General features: G+C 45.3%; 20 protein-coding genes and 1 pseudogene. 12 read left to right on the top strand and 9 right to left on the bottom strand.

Going from position 1 to position 21,985, the window contains the following annotated elements; translation table 11 throughout:
- Window positions 1-5 precede the first annotated feature (5 nt).
- The 10 genes from BS617_RS13750 to BS617_RS13705 all read left to right on the top strand — a co-directional run bounded on the left by BS617_RS13750 (window position 6) and on the right by BS617_RS13705 (window position 8,805).
- Window positions 6-917, top strand: coding sequence for an ExeA family protein (locus BS617_RS13750; RefSeq protein WP_075173339.1), 912 nt, complete (start codon window positions 6-8; stop codon window positions 915-917).
- Entirely contained in the window at window positions 914-2,389 is a 1,476-nt protein-coding gene (locus BS617_RS13745; RefSeq protein WP_075173338.1) for a tetratricopeptide repeat protein, read from the top strand. The genes BS617_RS13750 and BS617_RS13745 overlap by 4 nt, the downstream gene beginning before the upstream one ends.
- A gap of 12 nt (window positions 2,390-2,401) precedes the next feature.
- Window positions 2,402-4,165 (top strand): GspE/PulE family protein, encoded by a 1,764-nt coding sequence (locus BS617_RS13740; RefSeq protein ID WP_075173337.1) that lies wholly within the window; start codon window positions 2,402-2,404, stop codon window positions 4,163-4,165.
- A gap of 2 nt (window positions 4,166-4,167) precedes the next feature.
- On the top strand, window positions 4,168-5,400 hold the full coding sequence (locus tag BS617_RS13735; protein ID WP_075173336.1) for a type II secretion system F family protein: 1,233 nt from the start codon (window positions 4,168-4,170) through the stop codon (window positions 5,398-5,400).
- Window positions 5,401-5,413: 13 nt separating this feature from the next.
- Window positions 5,414-5,947, top strand: a complete 534-nt coding sequence (locus tag BS617_RS13730) for a hypothetical protein (protein ID WP_075173335.1) — start codon at window positions 5,414-5,416, stop codon at window positions 5,945-5,947.
- Between the two features lie 109 nt (window positions 5,948-6,056).
- Window positions 6,057-6,563 (top strand): type II secretion system protein, encoded by a 507-nt coding sequence (locus BS617_RS13725; RefSeq protein ID WP_075173334.1) that lies wholly within the window; start codon window positions 6,057-6,059, stop codon window positions 6,561-6,563.
- Between the two features lie 21 nt (window positions 6,564-6,584).
- Window positions 6,585-7,079 (top strand): prepilin-type N-terminal cleavage/methylation domain-containing protein, encoded by a 495-nt coding sequence (locus tag BS617_RS13720; RefSeq protein ID WP_075173333.1) that lies wholly within the window; start codon window positions 6,585-6,587, stop codon window positions 7,077-7,079.
- The gene (locus BS617_RS13715) at window positions 7,060-7,584 is read left to right on the top strand and encodes a type IV pilus modification PilV family protein (RefSeq protein WP_083610042.1); all 525 of its coding nucleotides are present in this window, start codon (window positions 7,060-7,062) and stop codon (window positions 7,582-7,584) included. Before BS617_RS13720 ends, BS617_RS13715 begins: the two co-directional genes overlap by 20 nt.
- Window positions 7,584-8,408: a PilW family protein gene (locus BS617_RS13710; protein ID WP_075173332.1), complete on the top strand. Its 825-nt coding sequence runs from the start codon at window positions 7,584-7,586 to the stop codon at window positions 8,406-8,408. The genes BS617_RS13715 and BS617_RS13710 overlap by 1 nt, the downstream gene beginning before the upstream one ends.
- Window positions 8,398-8,805 carry a hypothetical protein gene (locus BS617_RS13705; protein ID WP_075173331.1) on the top strand — a complete coding sequence of 136 codons (408 nt, stop codon included), beginning with the start codon at window positions 8,398-8,400 and terminating at the stop codon, window positions 8,803-8,805. Before BS617_RS13710 ends, BS617_RS13705 begins: the two co-directional genes overlap by 11 nt.
- 3 nt (window positions 8,806-8,808) lie before the next feature.
- On the opposite strand, the gene pyrE is transcribed toward BS617_RS13705, so the two are convergent.
- Window positions 8,809-9,456 (bottom strand): orotate phosphoribosyltransferase, encoded by a 648-nt coding sequence (gene pyrE / locus BS617_RS13700; protein WP_075173330.1) that lies wholly within the window; start codon window positions 9,454-9,456, stop codon window positions 8,809-8,811.
- A gap of 156 nt (window positions 9,457-9,612) precedes the next feature.
- On the opposite strand from pyrE, the gene BS617_RS13695 reads away from it, so the two are divergent.
- Entirely contained in the window at window positions 9,613-10,386 is a 774-nt protein-coding gene (locus tag BS617_RS13695) for an exodeoxyribonuclease III (RefSeq protein ID WP_075173329.1), read from the top strand.
- Window positions 10,387-10,451: 65 nt separating this feature from the next.
- Here the strand turns inward: BS617_RS13695 and rph are convergent, their stop codons facing one another.
- Window positions 10,452-11,225: a ribonuclease PH gene (gene rph, locus BS617_RS13690; protein WP_075173328.1), complete on the bottom strand. Its 774-nt coding sequence runs from the start codon at window positions 11,223-11,225 to the stop codon at window positions 10,452-10,454.
- 106 nt (window positions 11,226-11,331) lie between these two features.
- Here rph and BS617_RS13685 point away from each other — a divergent pair, with 106 nt between their 5' ends.
- On the top strand, window positions 11,332-12,195 hold the full coding sequence (locus BS617_RS13685; protein WP_075173327.1) for a YicC/YloC family endoribonuclease: 864 nt from the start codon (window positions 11,332-11,334) through the stop codon (window positions 12,193-12,195).
- 350 nt (window positions 12,196-12,545) lie between these two features.
- On the opposite strand, the gene BS617_RS13680 is transcribed toward BS617_RS13685, so the two are convergent.
- The 7 genes and pseudogenes from BS617_RS13680 to BS617_RS13650 form a co-directional block, all read right to left on the bottom strand.
- Window positions 12,546-14,609, bottom strand: coding sequence for an AIPR family protein (locus tag BS617_RS13680; RefSeq protein ID WP_075173326.1), 2,064 nt, complete (start codon window positions 14,607-14,609; stop codon window positions 12,546-12,548).
- Between the two features lies 1 nt (window position 14,610).
- Window positions 14,611-15,582: a PD-(D/E)XK motif protein gene (locus BS617_RS13675; protein ID WP_075173592.1), complete on the bottom strand. Its 972-nt coding sequence runs from the start codon at window positions 15,580-15,582 to the stop codon at window positions 14,611-14,613.
- Window positions 15,572-18,274, bottom strand: a complete 2,703-nt coding sequence (locus BS617_RS13670; protein WP_075173325.1) for a Z1 domain-containing protein — start codon at window positions 18,272-18,274, stop codon at window positions 15,572-15,574. Before BS617_RS13670 ends, BS617_RS13675 begins: the two co-directional genes overlap by 11 nt.
- A complete protein-coding gene (locus tag BS617_RS13665) occupies window positions 18,261-19,751 on the bottom strand; it encodes an ATP-binding protein (protein WP_075173324.1) in 1,491 nt (496 codons plus the stop codon). Before BS617_RS13665 ends, BS617_RS13670 begins: the two co-directional genes overlap by 14 nt.
- Window positions 19,752-19,921: 170 nt before the next feature.
- Window positions 19,922-20,169, bottom strand: a pseudogene (locus BS617_RS18595) (very short patch repair endonuclease).
- Window positions 20,169-21,704: a DNA cytosine methyltransferase gene (locus BS617_RS13655; RefSeq protein ID WP_075173323.1), complete on the bottom strand. Its 1,536-nt coding sequence runs from the start codon at window positions 21,702-21,704 to the stop codon at window positions 20,169-20,171. The pseudogene BS617_RS18595 and the gene BS617_RS13655 overlap by 1 nt, the downstream one beginning before the upstream one ends.
- A gap of 48 nt (window positions 21,705-21,752) precedes the next feature.
- Window positions 21,753-21,956 (bottom strand): helix-turn-helix domain-containing protein, encoded by a 204-nt coding sequence (locus BS617_RS13650; RefSeq protein ID WP_075173322.1) that lies wholly within the window; start codon window positions 21,954-21,956, stop codon window positions 21,753-21,755.
- Window positions 21,957-21,985: the final 29 nt, after the last annotated feature.

Below are 21,985 nucleotides of genomic sequence, written 5' to 3'. Positions count from 1 at the left end.
TCGATATGTATATGGATCACTTTGGGTTACAAGAGCTGCCTTTTACACTAACGCCTAATACGCGCTTCTTTTTACAGTTGCCGGCGCATCAAGAGGCATTAAATTTAGTGCTGGTGGCGCTTAGCGGTGGCGATGGCTTTATCAAAGTTGTGGGTGAAGTGGGTACCGGTAAAACCATGCTGTGCCGCACGCTACTAAACACGCTAGATGAGCAAAACTACATTACCGCGTACCTGCCTAATCCGTTCTTAAACCCAGAAGCCCTGCGTCAGCACTTTGCATTAGAAATAGGTATCGAAGAGGCATTAGAGCTGGGCGATGTGGCGCTTATGGCGCGTATTAACGAGCAGTTAATCGCACATGCGCGCGAGGGACGGCATACGGTGCTCATTGTCGATGAAGCGCAGGCCATGCCGGAAGAGACAATAGAAGCGTTGCGGTTGCTAACCAACCTTGAGACAGAATCCGAAAAGCTTTTTCAGGTGGTATTACTAGGGCAGCCAGAGCTGGATACGTTGCTGGCTCAGCAATCGTTACGTCAGTTAAAGCAACGCATAACCTTTAGCTGCCGTTTACATCCGTTGGCCGATGATGCGGTAGAACTATATCTACAACAACGAGCCACTCGGGCAGGCTATAACGGCTTATCGCTTTTTTCGAAGAAGGCGATTCGCTTGTTGTCAGAGTCGTCAGCCGGTATTCCTCGCTTGGTGAATATATTGGCGCATAAAGCGCTAATGAGCGCCTATGGCAAAGGTGATGTGACGGTGAGTGCTTTTCACGTCATGCGCGCTATTGATGATACCGAGGGAGTGACTCTGCCCAATCACTATCAACAGTGGTTGTGGAAAGGACTGACCATTGCGCTCATCAGCGCTGGAGTTCTTTATGCCGCTCAATCAAGAGGCTTGCTATGAGCCTAGTGAATGACATGCTTCGCGATCTGGATGCTCGTCAACGTGGCGAGTTATCCGCAGTGGCTGCAATACAAGGGTCTAGCAAGCCCAAGCGAAGCCGTCAGCGTTTGTGGGTAACGATCATTGTATGTTTAGTGCTTTGCTTGCTAGCGGCTTATTTAGCGGTGCGCTCATTCGCCCCTTGGATATTGCAAGATATCAACAAACAGCTCGTTGCTCCTTCAACACAGCCGCAGACTCCAGCTGTTTCTGAGCCTCAGGCACTGACGCCCGTTAGAACAGAGCAACAGCCAGTCGTTGAAACGTCAGGGTTGGAGTCAGCAAGCGACGAGTTAGTCAATAACGATGCGACTGACACACCCGCAGGTGCTTCCACCCAGCCAGCTGCTAATACAGTCACTAAAATAAATTGGACTGGTTTGGCTGATGGTAATGGCTATTTATCTATATGGTTAACCAGCACACGCCCTTTTACGGTTCATGAGAATAGCGCCCAAGCGTTTGAATGGGATATTGCACAAACGCAATTAGCAATAGAGTTACCAAAGACACTATCAGACCACGTTTCCCGCTTTACTCAACTACCGAGCGACACAGGAACACGCTTTCGCATTGAAACGCGTGTACCCATGCGGTTTAAGCCATCGTTACGTCAAAATCCAGCACGTATGGTTGTGGATATGTCCATGGTTCGGGCCGCTCCTAGCGGTGCAGTAGCAACCCAAGCATTAGTCGCTAACCAGAGTTCACCGGAATCGAGCAGTATTGAAACGGAGCCGAGTGCGGCTCGGGTGACTACACCTGAATCCACACCGGCAGCCGCTAGCCCTGCGGCTGTCTCCAGTCCAGAAGTTAGCGCTGAAAACAATACGCCCGACGCAAACGAAGTGTCAGGAACGTGGCGAAAGGCGATGAACACCAAGCCCACTGATAGCTCGACCGTACGAGAAGCTCGCCGTCTATTAGCTAAAAACGATATCAATGCCGCTGTTCAGCGCTTAGAAAAGTTTGTAGCGCAATATCAAAAGAGTGATCAAAGCCGTTATTTGCTGGCGCAGCTCTACTTGTCCACAGAAAACTATTCGTCTGCTCAGCGGGTCATTGATGGAGCCCCTGCAAGTTTGTCATGGGCATTGCTCAATGCACGAGCTCAACTGCAGCAAGGCAATGGTGATATGGCATTGGCGTTATTACAACAATATCCCGAAGCGCAAGCTCGTGAGGATTATGTTGATTTGTTGGCGTCTGCTTATCAGTTGCAAGGGGACCACCGACAAGCTGTCCAATCATATTTGACTGTGCTGGCACTGAACCCTCAACAGGCAAGAGCATGGATCAATATGGGGATTTCTCTTGAGCATTTGCAGCAGCGAAGTAGAGCCATTGATGCTTACCAAAATGCAATACGGATACCTGATATCCCACCCGCGTTGCGCCAATATGCCGCACAACAACTTCAGCGTTTACAGTAAAGGGTAAAAACAATGGCATCGCCTAAAATGAAAATTCGTATTGGTGATCTGTTGGTGCAGAGCGGAGTGATTTCTGAGCCTCAGTTAATGGAGGCACTGCAGCGTCAAAAAGATACACGACAAAAGCTAGGCCGCACGCTCATCTCCTTAGGTTATGTAGAAGAGCAACAGTTCTTAGAGTTTTTGGCCAAGCAGATGAATGTGCCGCTCGTTGATTTAGCGCACTACAGCTTTAACCAGCCAGACGTACTCAAACTATCAGAGACGCATGCCCGTCGTTTTCGTTGCATTGTGCTCAAAGACAATCCCGACCACTTTTTGGTGGGGATGTCGGACCCGCTAGACATCTTCGCGTTTGATGAAATACAACGGTTATTACCCAAGACGGTAGAGCTTGCAGTGGTTGCCGAGAGCCAGCTATTACAGACTCTTGATTTGATGTATCGCCGCACAAGCGATATTGCCTCACTCGCCGATGAAGTGAATGAGGAGATGGCCGAGGATACATTCGACCTGTCTCGTCTGACGGCTGCGGATGAGGTGGATGCGCCCGTTGTTCGTCTGTTAAAGAGCTTATTTGAGGATGCTGTGCAGGTTGGCGCGTCGGATATTCATATCGAGCCAGATGAAAATGTGCTGCGTATTCGGCAGCGTGTGGATGGTGTCTTGCAAGAGCAAGTGATGAAGGAGACGCGTATTGCGCCCGTGTTGGTACTTAGATTAAAGCTGATGGCGCAGCTCAATATTTCCGAGAAACGGCTACCGCAAGATGGACGTTTCCAAATTAATGTTAAAAATCATACTGTTGACGTGCGTATATCAACTTTGCCAGTGCAATTTGGCGAATCAGTGGTTATGCGTTTGCTTGATCAAAGTGGAGGGGTGATTGGGCTCGATAAGGCCGGCTTACCCCATTATTTACTGGCGCGCTTACGCCGCTTAATTCATCAGCCTCATGGGATTTTGCTAGTAACAGGGCCAACGGGTAGTGGTAAAACGACCACATTATACGGCGCCTTAAATGAGCTGAATGAAGCCAGCCGGAAGATTATTACCGTAGAGGACCCTGTCGAATATCGTTTGCCGCGGATTAACCAAGTGCAGGTTCATCCACAGATAGGTTTAACCTTTTCTAAAGTACTGCGTTCGTGTTTGCGACAAGACCCTGATGTTTTATTAGTGGGTGAGATTCGCGATCTAGAAACGGCCGATATTGCGCTACGAGCGGCCATGACAGGTCACTTTGTTTTATCCACGCTTCATACAAATGATGCCATTTCTAGCGCCATGCGGCTTATTGATATTGGTGTTGAGGGGTACTTAGCAGGTACGGCGTTGCGCGGGATCTTAGCTCAGCGTCTAGTGCGGCGTATTTGCGATAACTGTAAAGCGCCTTACCAACCATCGGTTCAAGAAAGTGTATGGCTCGATATTAAAGCCGAAGAAGCCGGTGTAGAGGCGCAGCATCTGCATCAAGGGAAGGGCTGTACGTATTGCAATAATACTGGTTACAAAGGGCGTATAGGGATCTTTGAGCTATTAGAGCTCAATGACGAAATGACCGATGCGTTGCGTCGAAATAATAGTTCCGACTTTGCTAAAGCCGCGCGCCAAAGTGAAGGCTATGAACCCTTAGTGGTGAGTGCTTTGCGGCTAGCGTCGCAAGGCATTACTTCGTTGGATGAAGTGTTCCGCGTGACTGAGCAAATGGACGAAACAGCTTACCTGGACATTCCTGACGCGGCGCCGTCGGACGCTAGCCTGGAGCTGGAGTAAACATGGCAACGTTTGAGTACCGAGGGCGTTCGGCTGATGGCTCAGCAGCAACAGGGCGTTTGGAAGGGCTGAATAAAGCTGATATTGCGGCACAGTTAGCTGACCAAGGGATTATTCCTGTCAAGGTTGAGCTGGTCGAGAAAGCCGAAGACTCCGGTGCAACAAAGGAGAGCCTTGGGTCAAAAGTGTTATTCCAGCGCGTTAGTATTGATGAGCTTATTATGCTCAGCCGACAGCTGTCGAGTTTGACGCGTGCGGGAGTTCCGATCACTAATGGTATGCGAGGTCTTGCAAATACAGTTAGCAACCCCTTACTTACTTCAACGTTGACTCAGATAGCTGATGACCTAGAGCGGGGTAATTCGTTATCTACAACGATGGCGAAACACCCCAAACTGTTTAGTAGCTTATATGTCAGCTTAATCCATATCGGTGAAAACACCGGCCGTTTAGATGACTCGTTTAGGCAGATGGCGGTCTACCTCGAACTGGAAAGACAAACCACCCGCAATATTAAACAAGCAACGCGTTACCCGATGTTCGTGTTTATAGCGATAGGGTTAGCGGTGGCCATTATTAATGTGTTTGTGATCCCCGCATTTAAGTCCGTATTTGAGAGTTTTGGTGGCGATATGCCATGGCAGACACGGGCACTGATTGCGTTATCTGATTTTACGGTGCAGTGGTGGTACATCATCGTATTTGTATTGGTTAGCAGCGTTATTATGTTTAAGCGCTGGAAGAAAACGCCCGCAGGTCGGCTTAAGTGGGATCAAATCAAACTCAAATTCCCTTTGGTTGGCGGTATTTTTTACCGCGCAGTGTTAGGTCGCTTTGCGCGTACCTTTAGCATAGTGCTTAAAGCCGGTATCCCCATTGAACAGGGCCTCACCATCGTTTCTCGGGCGATGGGGAATGAATACATTGGCGAAAAGGTATCGGGCATGCGTCGAGGGATCGAGCGCGGGGAAGGTTTTACCTCGACCGCCTATCGCACAGAAATGTTTAGTCCACTGGTCATGCAAATGTTAGCGGTAGGAGAAGAAACCGGTCGGGTGGATGAAATGCTGGAAGAGGTGGCTAACTTCTATGAGGAAGAAGTGGAGTACGACCTTAAAAACCTATCGAGTGTTATCGAACCGGTGTTGATTGTGGCAATAGGCATCATGGTGCTGATTTTGGCTCTGGGTGTGTTTTTACCCTTGTGGGAACTCAGCACGACAATTAATAAATAACGATGGCGTGTTTATGGCTCTAAGGCGCATGCGTTTGTTAGAAGTGGCGGTGGTGGTAACCATTGTGGCGATCTTGTATGGCGTTTTATCCAACACGCTCGTTGTTCTGGGTGAGCGTGCAGAGCGTGCGGCTGTGCAAGGCATGTTGGGGCAATTAAAACAGCAGTTGAACATTAAGTTGGCGCAATACTACATCGTAGGCAATAAAGATTTGCAGTCATTGCAAGCAGAGAATCCTTTTATGTGGCTTGAGCGTCCGCCAGAAAGCTATCGAGGTGAGCTGGCGTCGCTGGTCGACATCATGAATCAGCCAGAGACTGAAGTGTGGTTTTTTGACACGAGCAACCGCGAGCTGGTTTACAAAGTAAATCGGCATCAATTTTTAACAATAGAGGGGCAGAACCAGCAAATCTTGCGATTTGTGCTTAACTTAAACCAATCAGCGGCCGATAAACAAGGTAAAGCAGAGACGGCGACGTCAACGGTATATCACGGTGTCTTTAGCACTGCAGTACCTTTTACGTGGCAAATAGATACGTCACCTTGATAGGACGTATCAAATTCACTGTTCGCAAGAGCCTAAACAGGCTTCCCGAATAACCAATTTAGAGCAAGCGTATGGCGGTTAACCGTCGTTTAACAGCGGAGTTGTAACAATGAAACGACAATCAGGTTTTACGATAATCGAATTAGTAGTAGTCATCGCACTGCTGGGTATTCTGGCGGCGGTTGCATTGCCTCGCTTTATTGATGTCACTGATGATGCTCACAGAGCGTCAGTCCAGGGTACAGCCGGTGCATTAGCCTCCGCTGTGAGCCTTGTCAAAGCGCAAGCGATCGTGGAAAACACCACACAAGGCAACTCAGTCCAAGTGGATAGTAACCATATCGTAGTGAACAGCGCTAAATACCCAGTAACTTCGGGTACAAGTGCGGTAACTAATGCTACAACAAGCCCAACAGTGAGTGCCGCTGGATGTGTTGCCGTGTGGGATGCCGTTTTACAAGCGGGCGCGCCTTCGGTTGCGACGGCTGCAGGCTCTGATTTTATCGTAACGGCGGCATCTGATGATTGTGTATATACCTACAATAACTCTACGGCTATCACGGATAGCGATGTTATTACCTATGATACAGCGACAGGCGAAGTGACTCTTGATTAAGTTATGTTGCTAACATGACCTATGTTGTTAGGTAAGAAGCAGCAAGGCTTCTCCATGATTGAAATGGTCACAGTGCTGGTGCTTTTAGGAGTGCTCGGTGCTGCGGCCTTTTCGCGTTTTGGGAACACATCATCGTATACCGAGGCCATTGTTCAGCAAGAGTTGCTGGCTTATTTTCAGTTAACACAGCGTGTTGCGGTAGCTCATCAAGATAGCACCACAAGTTTTACGTTAACGCGTAATGGCGATCAATGGGATATCGCCTTACAGTTTGATGGACAAACGGTCAATGATCAGTTGAATGCAGAGCAGGTTATAACTGTTCAGCTAAACAGTTTTTCAGCCGATTTAGACGAGGGTGTCACCTATCGAGCCGAATACAGCGACGATGGAGATTTAGTGGCAGTGACCTCGCCAACCAATCTTTCGGTGACACACAGTGTTCAATTTAGCATAGGCACGCGCGCACTATGCATTGCACCAACGGGGTTTGCCTATGAAGGCTCCTGCCTCTGAAGCGGGCTTCTCGCTCATCGAAATAGTGCTTACCATTGCCATTATTGGTGTGGCGCTCACGGTTATGATTGCGGCGTGGGCGCAAATGGCAAAGCGCACAGGCGATCCTTTTTTCCAAGCCAAAGCCGCATTTTTAGGGCAAGCCTATATCGAAGAAATACTCACGAAACGGTTTGACGAGAACACGCCGGTAGGCGGGCTTCCTGCTTGCACCGCAACGAACTGCTCATCTGCGCTTGGGCCTGATGTTCAAAGCGATGGCTCAACGGAATTACGCAGCGCGTTTGATGATGTTGATGACTATAACGGACTGGTTGAAACTCCCTCAGAAAATGCACTCGGCCTAGTGCGTCCCGAATATAATGATTACCAAGTATCGATTGTTGTGGCTTATGCCGGTGGTGATTTTTCTCGGCCAGCTCATACCGCTAAAAAGGTCGATGTGTGGGTAACGCCTCCCGGCGAAACAGCGATTCGTTTTACCGCTTATCGGGGTAATTACTAATGGCAGGGTTGCCCAAAACACAGCGCCAACACGGCTTTACATTGATTGAATTGATTGTTGTTATTGTGTTGCTGGGGATCATTTCTGTTGGAACTACGGGCTTTATTGTTAGCTCTGTAAAGGGTTTTAGCGACCAGTCTCGTCGGCAAGGGATTGCAGCCGCAGGGCGTATTGCTATGGACCGCTTAGTGCGAGAGGTACGTAACGCGTTACCTAATAGTGTACGGACTACCTCAGATGCCTCTGGTACCTGCTTAGAGTACATCCCAATACAAGAAGCCACTCAATATATTGACGCGCCAGTTGGATTTGCAGCCGATTCGCTGTCGGTTATCCCGTTTAGTGACACGCCTCGTTTTACTGCAAACCAAAGTCGCGTGGCGGTTTACCCCATTAGTACGGCCGCGGTTTACCGCGAAGGTGCATTGGGAGCGATATCGTCGACGGTTAGCTCAACGCCTGCTAGCTTGGTGGCATCCAATGCGGTAACACTGACCTTAAACAGCGCACATCAATTTGAGCGAGCATCCCCGCGTCAGCGGCTGTTTTTCGTTGATCAGCCTGTTAGTGTTTGCCTAGTGGGCGACCGGCTTTACCGATACAGCAACTATACTCGTCGGGCGTCTCAGCCAACGCCGAGCAGCTTGCCGAGTACAGAGCCTGATCGCGGGCTATTGGCTTATCCTGTCAGTGCAGCAACCCCCTTTAGAGTGATTGATGCGACCTTGCAGCGTAACGCGTTGGTGTTACTGGAGTTTTCCGTCACTAATCAGGGCGAATCTTTATTAATTCAGCAAGAGGTGCAAATTCGAAATGCGCCGTGATCGGAGTTTACTTGCTAAATACGAGACAGGATTGGGCCTAATATCGGCCATTTTTGTCATCGTCATCATTGCCTTATTAGTAGCCGCCATGTCGAAAGTGATGACGATAGGGCAGGGGTATCGCTCGCAAGAGGCGCTGGCGACACGTGCGTTATTAGCCGCTCAGACAGGTGCAGAGCTACATTTATCCGAACTGCTGCACCCTGATAATGGCAACAGCTGTGCAAACACGACGCGAACGCTCACGGTGGACGGTTTGCAAGACTGTAACTATCAAGCCAGTTGCGCTGTGATAACGATCAGTGGTCAGAATTTCTATACCATAAACAGTGTAGGGCGCTGCGGTAGCGGGGTGGATTCGGCAACACGCACCGTTAAAGTACGTGTTACCGACTAAGTATTAGGCATCAATACCGTATTGCTCGCGGTAGGCGTTAATTGCCTTAACCGACGCTTCGTAGCCGCCGACTTCGCTTAAGTAATCGACAATGTCAGTTAACGAGACAATACTCACCACTTGCATGCCATAGTCGCGTTCAACTTCTTGAATCGCCGATAGCTCACCTTTGCCTTTTTCCATACGGTTTAAAGCAATCATCACGGCGGCTGGCGTTGCTTGGTTAGCGTTAATAATATCCATGACTTCGCGGATAGCCGTACCCGCGGTGATCACATCATCAATAATCATTACCCGGCCTTGGAGTGGGGCACCAACAAGGTTGCCGCCTTCGCCGTGATCTTTAGCTTCTTTGCGGTTAAAGACGTAAGGTACATCGAGGCCGTAATCGTTCGACAAAGACACCACAGCCGCCGTTGCAAGCGGAATTCCTTTATAAGCGGGGCCAAACAGTACGTCGAACTCTATGTTGGCCTCTTGAATAGCCGCGGCATAAAAACGACCGAGCTTAGCCAGCACCGCCCCTGAATTAAAAAGGCCGGCATTAAAGAAGTAAGGGCTGACGCGACCAGACTTTAAGGTGAACTCGCCAAAGCGCAAAACCTTCTGTTCGATGGCAAATTGAATAAACTCTCGCTGGTACTTTTGCATCACTGTGTCCTGTGTACGATTAAAAAAAGCTATTTTAACACTGACAAGCCTATTAGAACGACATTTACCGTGGGATCAAATTTCATTTTGGTGAACTTACCTATACAATTCCGGTATATATATTAATACGTGTTCGCTTTACAGGAATAACTATACATGCGCGTTATCACCTTCAATACACAAGGTATTGAGCAGGCGGCTGATAGAGGGTTCTTTGACTGGATGATCCATCAGGATGCAGACGTCGTTTGCCTGCAGGATCTTCGTGCCAAAGATTATCAGCTCGACGGTGATCGTTATCATCCAGAGGGTTACAACACCTACTTTTTTGATGCTTTTGAAGATGGCTATAGCGGTGTCGCAATATACTGCCGCCAAGTACCAAAAGCGATCATGACGGGTTTGGGCTTTGAGTTGTGCGATTTCCACGGCCGTTTTATTCAAGCCGATTTCGACAAAGTAAGTGTCTCTTCGTTACACATACCTTCGGGCCTAAAGAGCCATGAAGCTCAGCTAACGAAAGATGAGTTCTTATCCCACTTTATGGGGCACCTTAAAAAGACCTTGCGCAAACGCCGCGACTTTATCTTTTGTGGCACGTTTAACACCGCGCATCGCACAATCGATTTAAGTAACTGGTACGCCAACCAAACGGTGTCTGGCTTCTTACCCAGTGAACGTGCTTGGATGGAAGAAATGCTGGGGGAGTTGGGCTACATTGATGCGTTTCGCGAAGTGAATAAAGCCGACCGCCAATACACTTGGTGGCCAGACTACAACCGTGCTCGAAGCTTAAATGAAGGCGCGCGTTTGGATTATCAAATTACCACGGCAGGCCTACGCAAAACGGTTAAGTCGGTTCAGATCTACAAAGATGAGATGTTCTCAGAGCACGCTCCTTTGATCATCGACTACGAAGGCGACTTCTAGCATGACCGCTAGGGCAATAAAAAAGGGTGCTTAATAGGCACCCTTTTTTAATGGTAGGCTTTCGCTTATTCAGCCGCTAGCGCCGCCTTTTGTAGCGCCACAATCTCTTTAATGCCTTTTTCAGCAAGCGCCAACATTTTGTTTAGCTCGTCTTGCGTGTAAGGCGCACCTTCCGCGGTGCCTTGTACTTCGATAAAGCCGCCTTTTTCCGTCATAATCACGTTCATGTCGGTTTCGGCTTTGGAATCTTCAGCGTAGTCTAAATCCAGAACAGGCTCGCCTTTATAAATCCCCACCGAAATAGCCCCCAGCATGTATTTAACAGGGTTACCTTTTAAGGCCCCGTTCTTATCTTGCTTTAGAACATTAATCGCATCCATTAGCGCCACGCAAGCACCTGTAATAGACGCGGTACGAGTACCGCCATCGGCTTGGATAACATCGCAATCGATTGTGATGGTGTTTTCGCCCAACTTCTTAAGGTCTAAAGCAGCGCGTAAAGAGCGACCAATTAAGCGAGAAATCTCAATGGTACGGCCGGTTTGTTTGCCACGGGCCGCCTCACGGTCGTTACGAGTGTTAGTAGAGCGTGGCAGCATGCCGTACTCAGCGGTGACCCAGCCTGAACCCGAACCCCGTAAAAAGCGTGGTACACCGCGATCCACGCTCGCAGTGCAGATCACTTTAGTATCACCAAACTCAACCAACACAGAACCTTCGGCGTGCTTTGTGAAATTACGGGTAATTTTAATCTCGCGTAACTGGTCCGGCTGGCGGCCGCTTGGACGGATAGTGGTGATGCCAAGATTCTGAAGTTGATCAGAGATGGAAGAACTCATAGGATCGCTATACCTTGTACTATTTAACAATTGGCGTAATAGAGAGACAGCTAATAGGCTGTTACACTATCGGAACTAAGGCTAATTCTAATCGAGATGGGATGACATGACACGTAGTATGACGGCTTTTGCCCGACAGGATAGTCAACACAGCTGGGGAACCGTGATTTGGGAAGTAAGATCGGTCAATCACCGCTTCTTAGAACCACATTTGCGTCTACCCGAACAATTCAGGGAATTAGAAGGGACATTGCGCGAAAGGCTGCGCAAACGTCTTAATCGCGGCAAAGTAGAATGCACACTGCGCTTTATCCCCGATGCACAAGCCCAATCGCTCAATATCAATGAAGGCTATGCACGCCAATTGATAGAAGCCACACAGAAAATGGAAGAACTCATGGTGATTTCACAAACCATGAATCCACTCGATATGCTGCGTTGGCCCGGCGTGCTTCAAGATGCCTCCTTGGATATGGACGCGGTAAAAAAAGCCACTCTCGACCTGTTTGACCAAGCTATTAATGACTTAGTAAAAGGCCGAGAACGCGAAGGTGCGGAGCTTGCCACTCTCATATCACAACGCTTAGACGGCATTACAGAAGTCGTCAAAGAAGTGCGCGCTAAACTCCCTAAAATACTTAGCAACCAGCGCAACATCCTACGCGCCCGCGTCGCCGACTGCGGCGTAGACCTCGACCCGCAGCGCTTAGAACAAGAAGTAGTACTCCTCGCCCAAAAAGCCGACGTCGACGAAGAAATGGACCGCCTAAACACCCACGTACAAGAAGTACGCCGCGTGCTAAAGCAAAAAGAACCGATAGGCCGCCGTTTAGACTTTCTGATGCAAGAACTCAATCGCGAAGCGAATACGCTATCGTCGAAATCGATTGTTACAGACACGACGCAAAGCGCGGTGGAATTGAAGGTGCTTATTGAGCAGATGCGGGAACAGATACAGAATATTGAGTAGCTGCTTAGGTAGAAAGTTACCCGCCAAGAATGTCTTAAAAGCCCTGTTATTTGCTCGTAAATAAAGGGCTTTTTTATTGTTTCTGTCTAAGTCGGTCTGCAGATGTTTGTCAAAAACTACCTGTTAAGTAGTGGGCAGGCCATGTATTGGCTTGCTGCTGACAGATTTAAGAAAGGGCAGCAGAAAACGACATGGTAAGGTGATCAGCCGCCAGATTAACTTAGCGAGGTTACACTACCTTTGTGAGCCGGAGAATGATGGGCAAACATTACAAACCCTGATGAGGTAGGACTCTCTGATATAAAAAATTTTTAAATGCATCAAGAGTTATTCAAAGGACAGATATGTAATCAAACATTAATACCTTCACTTTTCACTTTTTTGAGCAATTCAACTAGTAAGAGACATTGTTTTTCAGTAGGTATCTTACTTGGTATCTTTGTAGCAACGTTCATAAGGCCTATCTCTTTTTCAGTCAACAGTCCCTTTGAGCGGCATTGCTGCAATAAGCCATTCCATTTGGTTGCTGGTATTTCCAAGACCTTCCTCTGTGCCCCAATTCCATCGTCTGTTTTCTGGAGTTTTCGAGCTCGTTTTTTCTCATTCTTCTCAGCTTCTTTTGAAACAAGACTTTCTTTAAATCCCTGAGGTAGCAATTCATCTAGCGTATCTGACTGCTCTTTTAGCCTTTGCCAGCAACCTTCTTTTTTACACCACTCTGTAACGTTAGATATTCCCTGCTTAGGCAGAGTAATCTCTCCATGAACTAGCTCTGAAGTGATCTCAAGGGCCCTTTCTAAATCACTTGAAATGAATTGTTTGTTCCATATATGCATAAAGTCTATAGCCTTATTATGCGTGGTAGCATATTGCCCCAATAGAGCCAATGTATAAGCGACAACGTTTGCTCTATAACCCCCGTTATACCAAGGCTGAGCTGAAACCAGCTTTTCTGTTTTTCTAAACAGGATTGCGCGGGCAATAGCTCTTTTATAATAAAACTCGTTAAAACCTTCAGATGATTTTTCCCATTCAGAGCCAATTCGCTTCGCATACTGAGCAAAGTTTTTCTGCGCCCCAAGGTTAACGAACCTTGGGTGTTCGTCCCAGACATTCTCAAACTTAGCAAGGTCGGTTTTGGTGAACATCTGTGGTTTGGGATTTTCTGCCTGGAACTTTTTCTTTTCACCTTGAGTAAGCTTGCTTTGCGCGTCAGCATATTGACCGCGAGCACGCTCATAAAACCATTTTGTCTCTCGCAACGCCCCCTGTTGAGCAGGAGCCCAAATACGTCTTGAGAATTCTTCCATACGAATATGAAACGGATGGTTTGAAAAGAAATCAGCAGCATTTACTCTGTTCTGAGTGTTTGCATATTCAGAAATTCGCGGTACGACTGTTTCACTTTGTTCGCTATCAATAACGGATAGCTTCATCTGAACAAAAATCCCTTCCAAGGAGACCTTATCTTTACGACTTGTATGAAACAGAGAAGCTGTAGTTTGACCACCGTTCACTATTTGTAGATCTTTCATGCGCACCACTTCAAGTCCGGCATCTCCATGTCTGACTTCTACTTCCTGAGCAGTAGCAGTAATACCGTTGTTATAGGCAAAGAACATTTGTGGCTCATTGATAATGGTACTTCTGATACCCTTATTAACATTCCCTCGGGCCTGTAAAAAACATCGGACGTTTTGTTCTAATAAGCGAGCACCATATTTCTCATACATTGATGACAAAATAGTTGCTGGGATTACTATCAGATAAGACTTGTAAGTATCTGAGCCTAAATGTGCAGGTAAGCACGAAATCCCTGCCCCATAAGTTTCAGGAAAATTGATATCAAGAATTTCTTTATGGCCTCGGGAGCTTTGTTGGCGCTGTAACCTCGAAACATCCCAAATATGATATGAAACGGGCACCCCGGAAATCTCACCATCTTCAATAGCGCTAACTCGACCACTCAAAGCTCGTTCAGAAAACAGATAAAAGCTCACCTTCCGTATTGCGCTTCCGCGATCATAGATTTGCCTTGATAGGCCATATTCAGGAGCCGTCTCTTCGAGGTCTTTGAATAGCTCTTTACTGTTGCTTGCTTCGAAAAACTTCGCCACTCGCTTAAAAGCGTTATCTACATCGGTACCAGTTAAAGAAGCCAGCTCTTCTCTGCAATCGAAGTCAGCAACGAAAAGGTCTAGCGCTCCCTCATCATTAAACCAGTAACCATCAACCCTCATTCCTCTTTGTGCGCGATAGTGACAAAGCTCAAAACCCTCCAAAAATCCGGTATCCATCAGCTCATCAGCGACGGTTTCTACAAACTGCGACAATTGAAAGCTACTACTGGCTTCCGCACCAGCTAACAAGTCCTGTTTGAAATCATGAAAAAATTCCTGGATGGTTTGTTCCATTTTACCTCTCCCATACATCCTTATCTGCGCATAAAAAATCGCGAACGCTTTCTAACTTAATTTCATAACTAACTCTTGTAAGACCTGTATTTAATTCAGATCTTACGATCTTTGGAAACTCACTTTCGACACGATATGTCTGCTCTTCAGTGACAATAAATTTAGGCTTATCGTAAGCAAGCATTTGCACATAGCCAGCTTTAGCCAGCTTTGTATCAAACATCTCTATAGCTTCAGCCTCAGTTAGCATTTCCTCAACTGCCTTTACTAACTCGTTCAGGGAAATTGATGTTTTTGATTCAGGCATATCAACTAATCTAAAAACCTTAAGAAACAGGCTGCTATTTAAGCTTTCGAGCTGATCTTCAGAAGATATTTTAACTGCGTTTCTCTCACGGCCGGAGAGTGATTTAACTTCAACGGCGGTATCCGAGAATATGAAATCCTGATGAGATGTTTCAGGCCCCTGCCAAGCATCCACAGCGTCAAACTGGTTATCCAGTTGATCAAGCATCTGTTGCAGAAATTGAAGCTCACTGAATAGCCCCCTCACTTCTTCAGCGGTCAGTACACGACCTTTCTTTCCTGCTAAAAATGCTTTCCAGCGTTTTATTTGGGAGAGAGCAACGGACAACCCAACTAATGGGTCTGAGATTTCGGAAAGCTCATGAATCAAAGTTTCGCATAAACTATAAAAGAGATCTTGATCGACATGCTTCTCAAGAACCAAAATAAGGCCCTGATTTCCCGTCGTGCTTAGCAATCTGTAATCAATCTTTATCCCATGAATAGATACCATGCTCTTTCGAAAGATCTCTGTTCCATCTTCACTCATTTCATAAATAAAGACACAGTGACCGCTGGAGTCTTTTCCCCAGTAAATGGGAAGGACTCCGTCAAACTGAATTTGTCGCACGCTAATATCTTTGCTAGGAACTTTAATATCTTCCCATGGCTTTTCTCTATGATTCATGATATTCGTCTTCGTCATCGGGCATGTCGTCGATCTCTCCATTAAACTGCTCTAGATAAACCTTGTTTGCTATAACTTCAACACCGCTTGAGTAATCGCCATATGGAAAACTGATACCATAGGCAGGAACATTATCTTGACCTGTACCATTTTCACCCCTAACGTTAATAAAATGGATCATCAAAAGTGGTTTCTTTCTTTGCCTCCTGTAGTGATAATCAGAAAGCGTCTCCGAAACTTTCACTGATAGCTTAGCAGCATCAAACTGATCGGTTGTCAAACCTAGCTTTTCATCTCCGCGACTAGCTACCCTGTAGCCACTGAGACGCCAAAATCCATCACAGTTTTTTACACCTTTCTCTCTTAGTTGGGGGCCAAGAATTCGGGTATCAGAAGGCTTCTCATTAGCATTTGAAATGAACAAAACATCTGAAAATTCGTACTTTAATAAGACTTTTTCCTCCAGATAACGAATTGTCCATGACTTCATCACATAACTAGAGTGAACACGAAATTTCTTCAAAAATTCGACAACTTTAAAAGTGGATACATCACGTGCAATCCACCCTTTTGTGGTTGGGACCAGCTCTCTAACACCAAATTTCGTTTCCCAAAATTCTTTAATAAGCTTCCTATTTTCCTTATGAATCTGCTTATCAAATGCAAGAATATAACTTTCTTTTAGCTCGCCGCTGTAGTTCTGATTAAGCGTCAATTTTTCGCCGTTTCTCATTTTGTTTGCAGCTGTAACCATCAGTCCTTCCTCATGTGACTGCACATACAATCCAAACTGCATTGGACTTAGATCATTAGCCCGCATTTCGGTTATCTGTTGACGAAGATTTTCTGTAGAACCAGCGATATGTGAGTACCAGTCTATTGAATCTTGCGGAAGGTGCACTCGACAAAGATCTGCAAAGCCAAAACGATAACCAAACCATCGTCCCATCTGCATTAACGTATCGTACATCCTTGTATTTCGATACATATAACTTATACACAATCCCTCAATAGTTAGTCCTCTAGATAGGCTTAGCCCTCCAATAGCAATTGCCGTAAGTCCTGAACCAGTTTTTTCATATTTCTTATAATCAAGAACTTCATCAGATTTCTTTTTATCACTGTTCACAACAAATATTTTGATTGAGTCCACGGCACTAAAAAGTTCATTTTTGACCCCATACCATCGAAGCTGGTCGCTTCCATATTCTTCATCAAATACGCTCTTTAAAATCTGCATATACCCATCACGATCCGATACAGAATTTGGCATTGCATAGTTTGCTTTAACAGCTTCCCTGAGCCTTTTTAAATACAGACTGACATGAGATTTTACCCCTCTCTGTACGTCAACAAATCTGGAAACATTTATAAGCATTGAGCAGTGTTTGTTCCCGTGACCACGTATAATTCTAATAGCTTTTGCAATCACAAACTGACAAATTGCCACTTCTAAAGATGGTGGCAGGCCACTCAAGTCAAAATACTTATCATGCTTCAAGGGAATATAATTTTCTGCATCATATATTGGCTGCAGAACACGTGGGGATACTTGATTATCTGATTCAGGCCTTCCTAGATGATCATCTAGAAAGACTTTTCTTGGGCCGAAGTAGGTATTAGGTGCATCAAGACAATAAATAAAATCTTTAGGGAAAAGCTCTTTCCTTAACTTCTCATCGCCATAAGCATCAGGGTTAATAAGAACATTGGCATAAGGAGTAGCTGTATATCCGACATAACACCTCTTATCAAATAGTCCTAAGATCTCGCGAATCTTTCTATTTGTCTTGGTAGGGTCAATATCCTCTTTCTTGGTATTTATTGAGGCATTATCAGCCTCATCATCAATCATCAGCATCGGCAAATCTGAGATCGTACCTGCGGTATTTGCATTCAACTCTTTTAACCATGTATACAAAGACTCAAGTGTTCTAACATTCTTTTTAATTACCAGAACAATAGGCTTGTTATGATCAGCCAGTCGCCAATTTTGCGCTGCTGTGGCCTTCTTGAAATCCGATATTGTATTTGTTAGGCATGCTGGAGCCGGATAGTTCTTATTCTCTAAACCAACACCAATTAAGGATCTCCCATCTTTAGTTACTGTAGCTCCTGAAAACCCTGCATCCACTCTCTCTTGAGTTTGCTTTCTCAGATTCTCATGAATGCCTGCAATAATCAGAATAAATCTATATCCAGCACCTGCAGCCTTAGCAACCAAACCCAAGTAGTTTGCTGTCTTTCCTGATTGAACGTGTCCAATGACCAACCCTCTTCGATCCCATTGAGGAGCATCATCTTTTGGGTTTTGTAATTGTCCGAGAATGTTTTTAGTATCGTCACTTATCGTGTTTACAACATCGGGAGCCCACTCGTTCAAAAGCAAATGATTTTCGTAAGCATCTGAATATTCCCAGCTCTGATCACTCAGATTATTAACCCATTCCTCATCATGATCTGCTTGTGGGTCTACTAGCGAGACACCTACATCCATTTTCGTATCAATGTTATACAGTACTTTCTTGACGGCCTCTTCTATATCCCCACTATAACTGGTAATTGAACTCAGCATCTGAGCAAGCTCTGTGAGCTGACTCCTCGTAGGAACCTCATCTGGCCATTTATTTCTTACCGAAGTTACTAGCCCAACGATAAAGTTTTTTTCTGCATTCTGATTACTTTTTTCCACTTAACTCGCCTGTAATAAATTTCTCTATCAATCCTTTATAACCTTGAAACATAGGAATCGAAAAAATCACCTCCCTTAAAACATCCTGATCATAACTTTTGTCATCAAAAAGGGTTTCAGAAATCATACGAACTTTTTCGAGAACAGTAGATTCCTCTATATCCGCGACCTGACTTATACTTCTAGGAGCAGTTGAGTAATCTGAATAAATCATTTCAATCGGCAAAGATAGTGTAACTAAAGTCAGATAAGCCCTTATTGATCTAATTTGATCTTGAGTCATTTTGCTTTCGAGTGATTGAAATAAAGGGTGAGACATATTTAAATCAAACCTTACGCTCCCCTTATCTGCATAACGCTCCCAAACAGGCTTTAGAGCTTCCTGAAAAAGCTTTTGTCCTCGGCCGCGATGAATTCTGGTACTTGTGCCAGTGACCTTAGATATTATCTGCCTAAGCCTTTCTCTAACTTCATGCGGCGGTCTTGCTCGCGATTTTTTAATATCAATTGTCCAGCTTTCATCTAGAGCATTTGGAAAATCAATCTGAACCCTCGCAAGCTTCGTTGCCTCACCTTTGGGAACTAATCTAAACCAGTCTCCCCAAGCCATAAGCCTGCCATTCCGGTAGATATATGCTCCCTGATTTGAGATGAAGCTGCTACGATCTTCGTAGAAATCATATTCCTTAGCCGTGAGCTTGCTATGATGCGGTAGGATGTATGGCTGGATAACTATTTCTATACCATCAACACGGACTATTTCCTCCGGTAGCACCTGTGTCGCTTTAATTTTTCGACAAAAAGGATCGAATGCATCTACGGGTTTACCATTTATACGAATGCTAAATTTAGGATGATGTTTAATCTCACCAGCTAGAAACCTATGGAAAACCAGAGACAAATGCCGATCAACGAGATCTAGTTTTTCAAAAACAATTTCATTTCGCTTGCTACCATACTGGTCTTCAAATAACCGATCTAACTTAGTCCAGACAACAGCTGTTCCAGTCTCACCTAAATGATCTAAATACGGTATTCTTTTGATATCCTCATCATCCAGAATTGAGAGACACCATTCATCTCTCTTACTTACATGATCCAGATCCCATTCAGCCCCACAAACTATTGAATTTATCGAGCTAACGACCGTCAAGTTTCTACATTGTGAAAATGAAGCTGTTTTCAAGCCCAAACCAAATCGGCCCAAATCATTTGGCTCTCTAGCCTGCTTGGGGTTAGCTGAGCCATGCTTCATTGCAAGTAGAAGTTCGTCCCCTGTCATTCCACTTCCGTTATCTATGATAACCAGTGTCGGCTTTTCGCAAGTCAAATCGCAGTAGACATCGACTTCAGACGCTCCAGCCGTAATGCTGTTATCTAATATGTCCGCAACAGCTGTCGCCAAAGAATATCCAAGATCTCTCATAGACTCAGACAATGACGAGGCACTTGGTGGCAATGTATACTCTCTAGCCATTAACTCCACTCCTTTAAAAACTTAAGAATCCGTTCTGCGGCCTTGCCCGGAGCTTCCTTTAACTCTCATTCCCAAGCCGTAAAAACGTGCTACCCCTCAGCAGCTAGCGTCCAGTTCTTTTCTTTGTCTCGCTGAACAGTTAATTCAAAATTTTCTTTCCAAAACTCGATTTATGTTTTGGGCATGTACGCATATTTGTGATCTTGATGTAGGTGCCAAAAACATCCATTAACAATGATTGCTGTTTTGTAACGAGGTAAAAAAATATCTGGCCACCTAGCAGTTTCTTTTCATGTAAACGAAATCTTAAGCCTGACTTGTGTAAAAGGGAGTGAAGAGTAATCTCAGGCTTAGTATCCTTACTCTTGATTCTTGACATATTCCAGCTTCGTTTTGCCCTCGTTAAAATATCAGTCATCAATCATCCGGCATTTTATCTAGAACTTCTTTGACGACTTTGGCTATTTGAACGGCTAAATAAGGTGGAACCGCGTTACCCACTTGGTGATACTGAGCAGTTCGCGGCCCTTCAAAATGGTAGTTATCTGGGAAGGTTTGCAGTCTTGCGGCCTCCCTTACAGTTAAACTTCGACATTGTGATGGATCATAATGAATGAAATAGTGGCCATCCTTAGAAATATGAGAAGTGATTGTCGTACTAAAACGAGACTTCACTTGAACTCTAAAGCGGTCTGAGAACATTTTACCCTCACAACCATCTTGGACATTTTTATGAGCAGGAAGAAGCTCTTCAGGAAAGTCTCTTAGTTTAGGTGAGATATCCAATGCGCTTGCATGAGCCGAAGCATACAGGTATCGATGCAAGTCACTTACCATGTGAGACCTTGCCTCATGACATGTCGCCACTTTCAGACGGTCGTCGAAATACCATGATTTCATGACGCTGGGAGGTTTGTATTTCGTGGAAGATTTGTCCATCGGTGTATTGCGTATTGTTTCTAGCGCACTCTTAATCTCCTTTTTTACACAGACATCTTCCTTCTTTTTTGAAGGTATCCAAGATGTCGCAATGACTGAAAGCAATTCTTCTTTCCACTCTGCATAATCATCTTTTCGCCTGGAAATACTGCTTCTTATTTGGGGCATGCTGCTGATTATTTGCTCCACACTTGGAGGTTCAGACTTTTCAAGCGTTCCTGGCACTACTTTTATGTCAGCTCTTATTCCCAAGATAAACATTCTGTGTCGAGCTTGCGGTACACCATACTCTTCGGCTCTAACAATGAAGGATTTTGGTTCAATCTCTTCGACGACTTCACCTGACTGAGATAAAGAGTAAAGCTTGTATTTCAGACCATTTTTATTCTTTTCAATAGCTCTATGAGGGCTTCGAAGGTCTTCTACGATCTTATCAACGACAGACTCACCATTAATCTTTGCTGAAAGCAGCCCCTTCACATTTTCCATGACGAAAGTAGGTGGGCGGTGATCAATGATGATTTTAAGATATTCCTTGTATAAGAAATGTCGTTCATCTTCTTCAAACTCAGGATTGTTCATCATCCTAGAACGACCAACCAAGGAATAAGCCTGGCAAGGTGGCCCACCAATCAAGGCCCATTTCTTTGACGATTTCAGTCTGTCACTAATAATCTGTTGAACTTCATCATGCGTTTCTTCACCCAATGAAATTTTCAGAGCTGTCGATTTCGCATGCTCCCAGTTGTGACTGTTTTTCTCAATCAGCTCTTTTTTATTAATTCGTCCCTCTAAGTAGGCATAATAGTCATCAGGAGCTGATGACCTAGGGTAGGATTTAAAAAAGTGCCTTAATAGTAGTGTCTGGTGAGCAAACTCATCTCTTTCTATGGATACGATAGACTTGAATGCTCGAGAATTATTTGAGTTATATAGCTCAGAAAACCCTTCCCCCAATCCGCCCGGGCCGGCAAATAGATCTACTACCGGATATGTGATGTCTTTTCTCTTCATTTTTAGCAGAACGCTCTTATCATTGGATTCTTCATTAAATGTTTGAACCTAGTTAGGTATACGTTCCAATAATTGATTTAACTCGCAGTCGAATAATTCGCAAAGCTTATCGAGCGCCTCTAAGTCCACCTTAAGCGCGGTTTCTTTGTACAGTAGCGTGACGGTGGTACGGCTTAAGCCGGCTTCTCGCATCACGTCGCTAATGCGCATCTTTCTCTCACCCATTAAACGGGCTAGGTGGCAGCGGATCATGCTCTCTCCACGGTGTTTTCTTAACCATA

Source organism: Neptunomonas phycophila, from assembly GCF_001922575.1.
In the GTDB taxonomy this organism is placed as follows: domain Bacteria; phylum Pseudomonadota; class Gammaproteobacteria; order Pseudomonadales; family Balneatricaceae; genus Neptunomonas; species Neptunomonas phycophila.
This window is presented reverse-complemented; position numbering and strand designations above follow the sequence as displayed.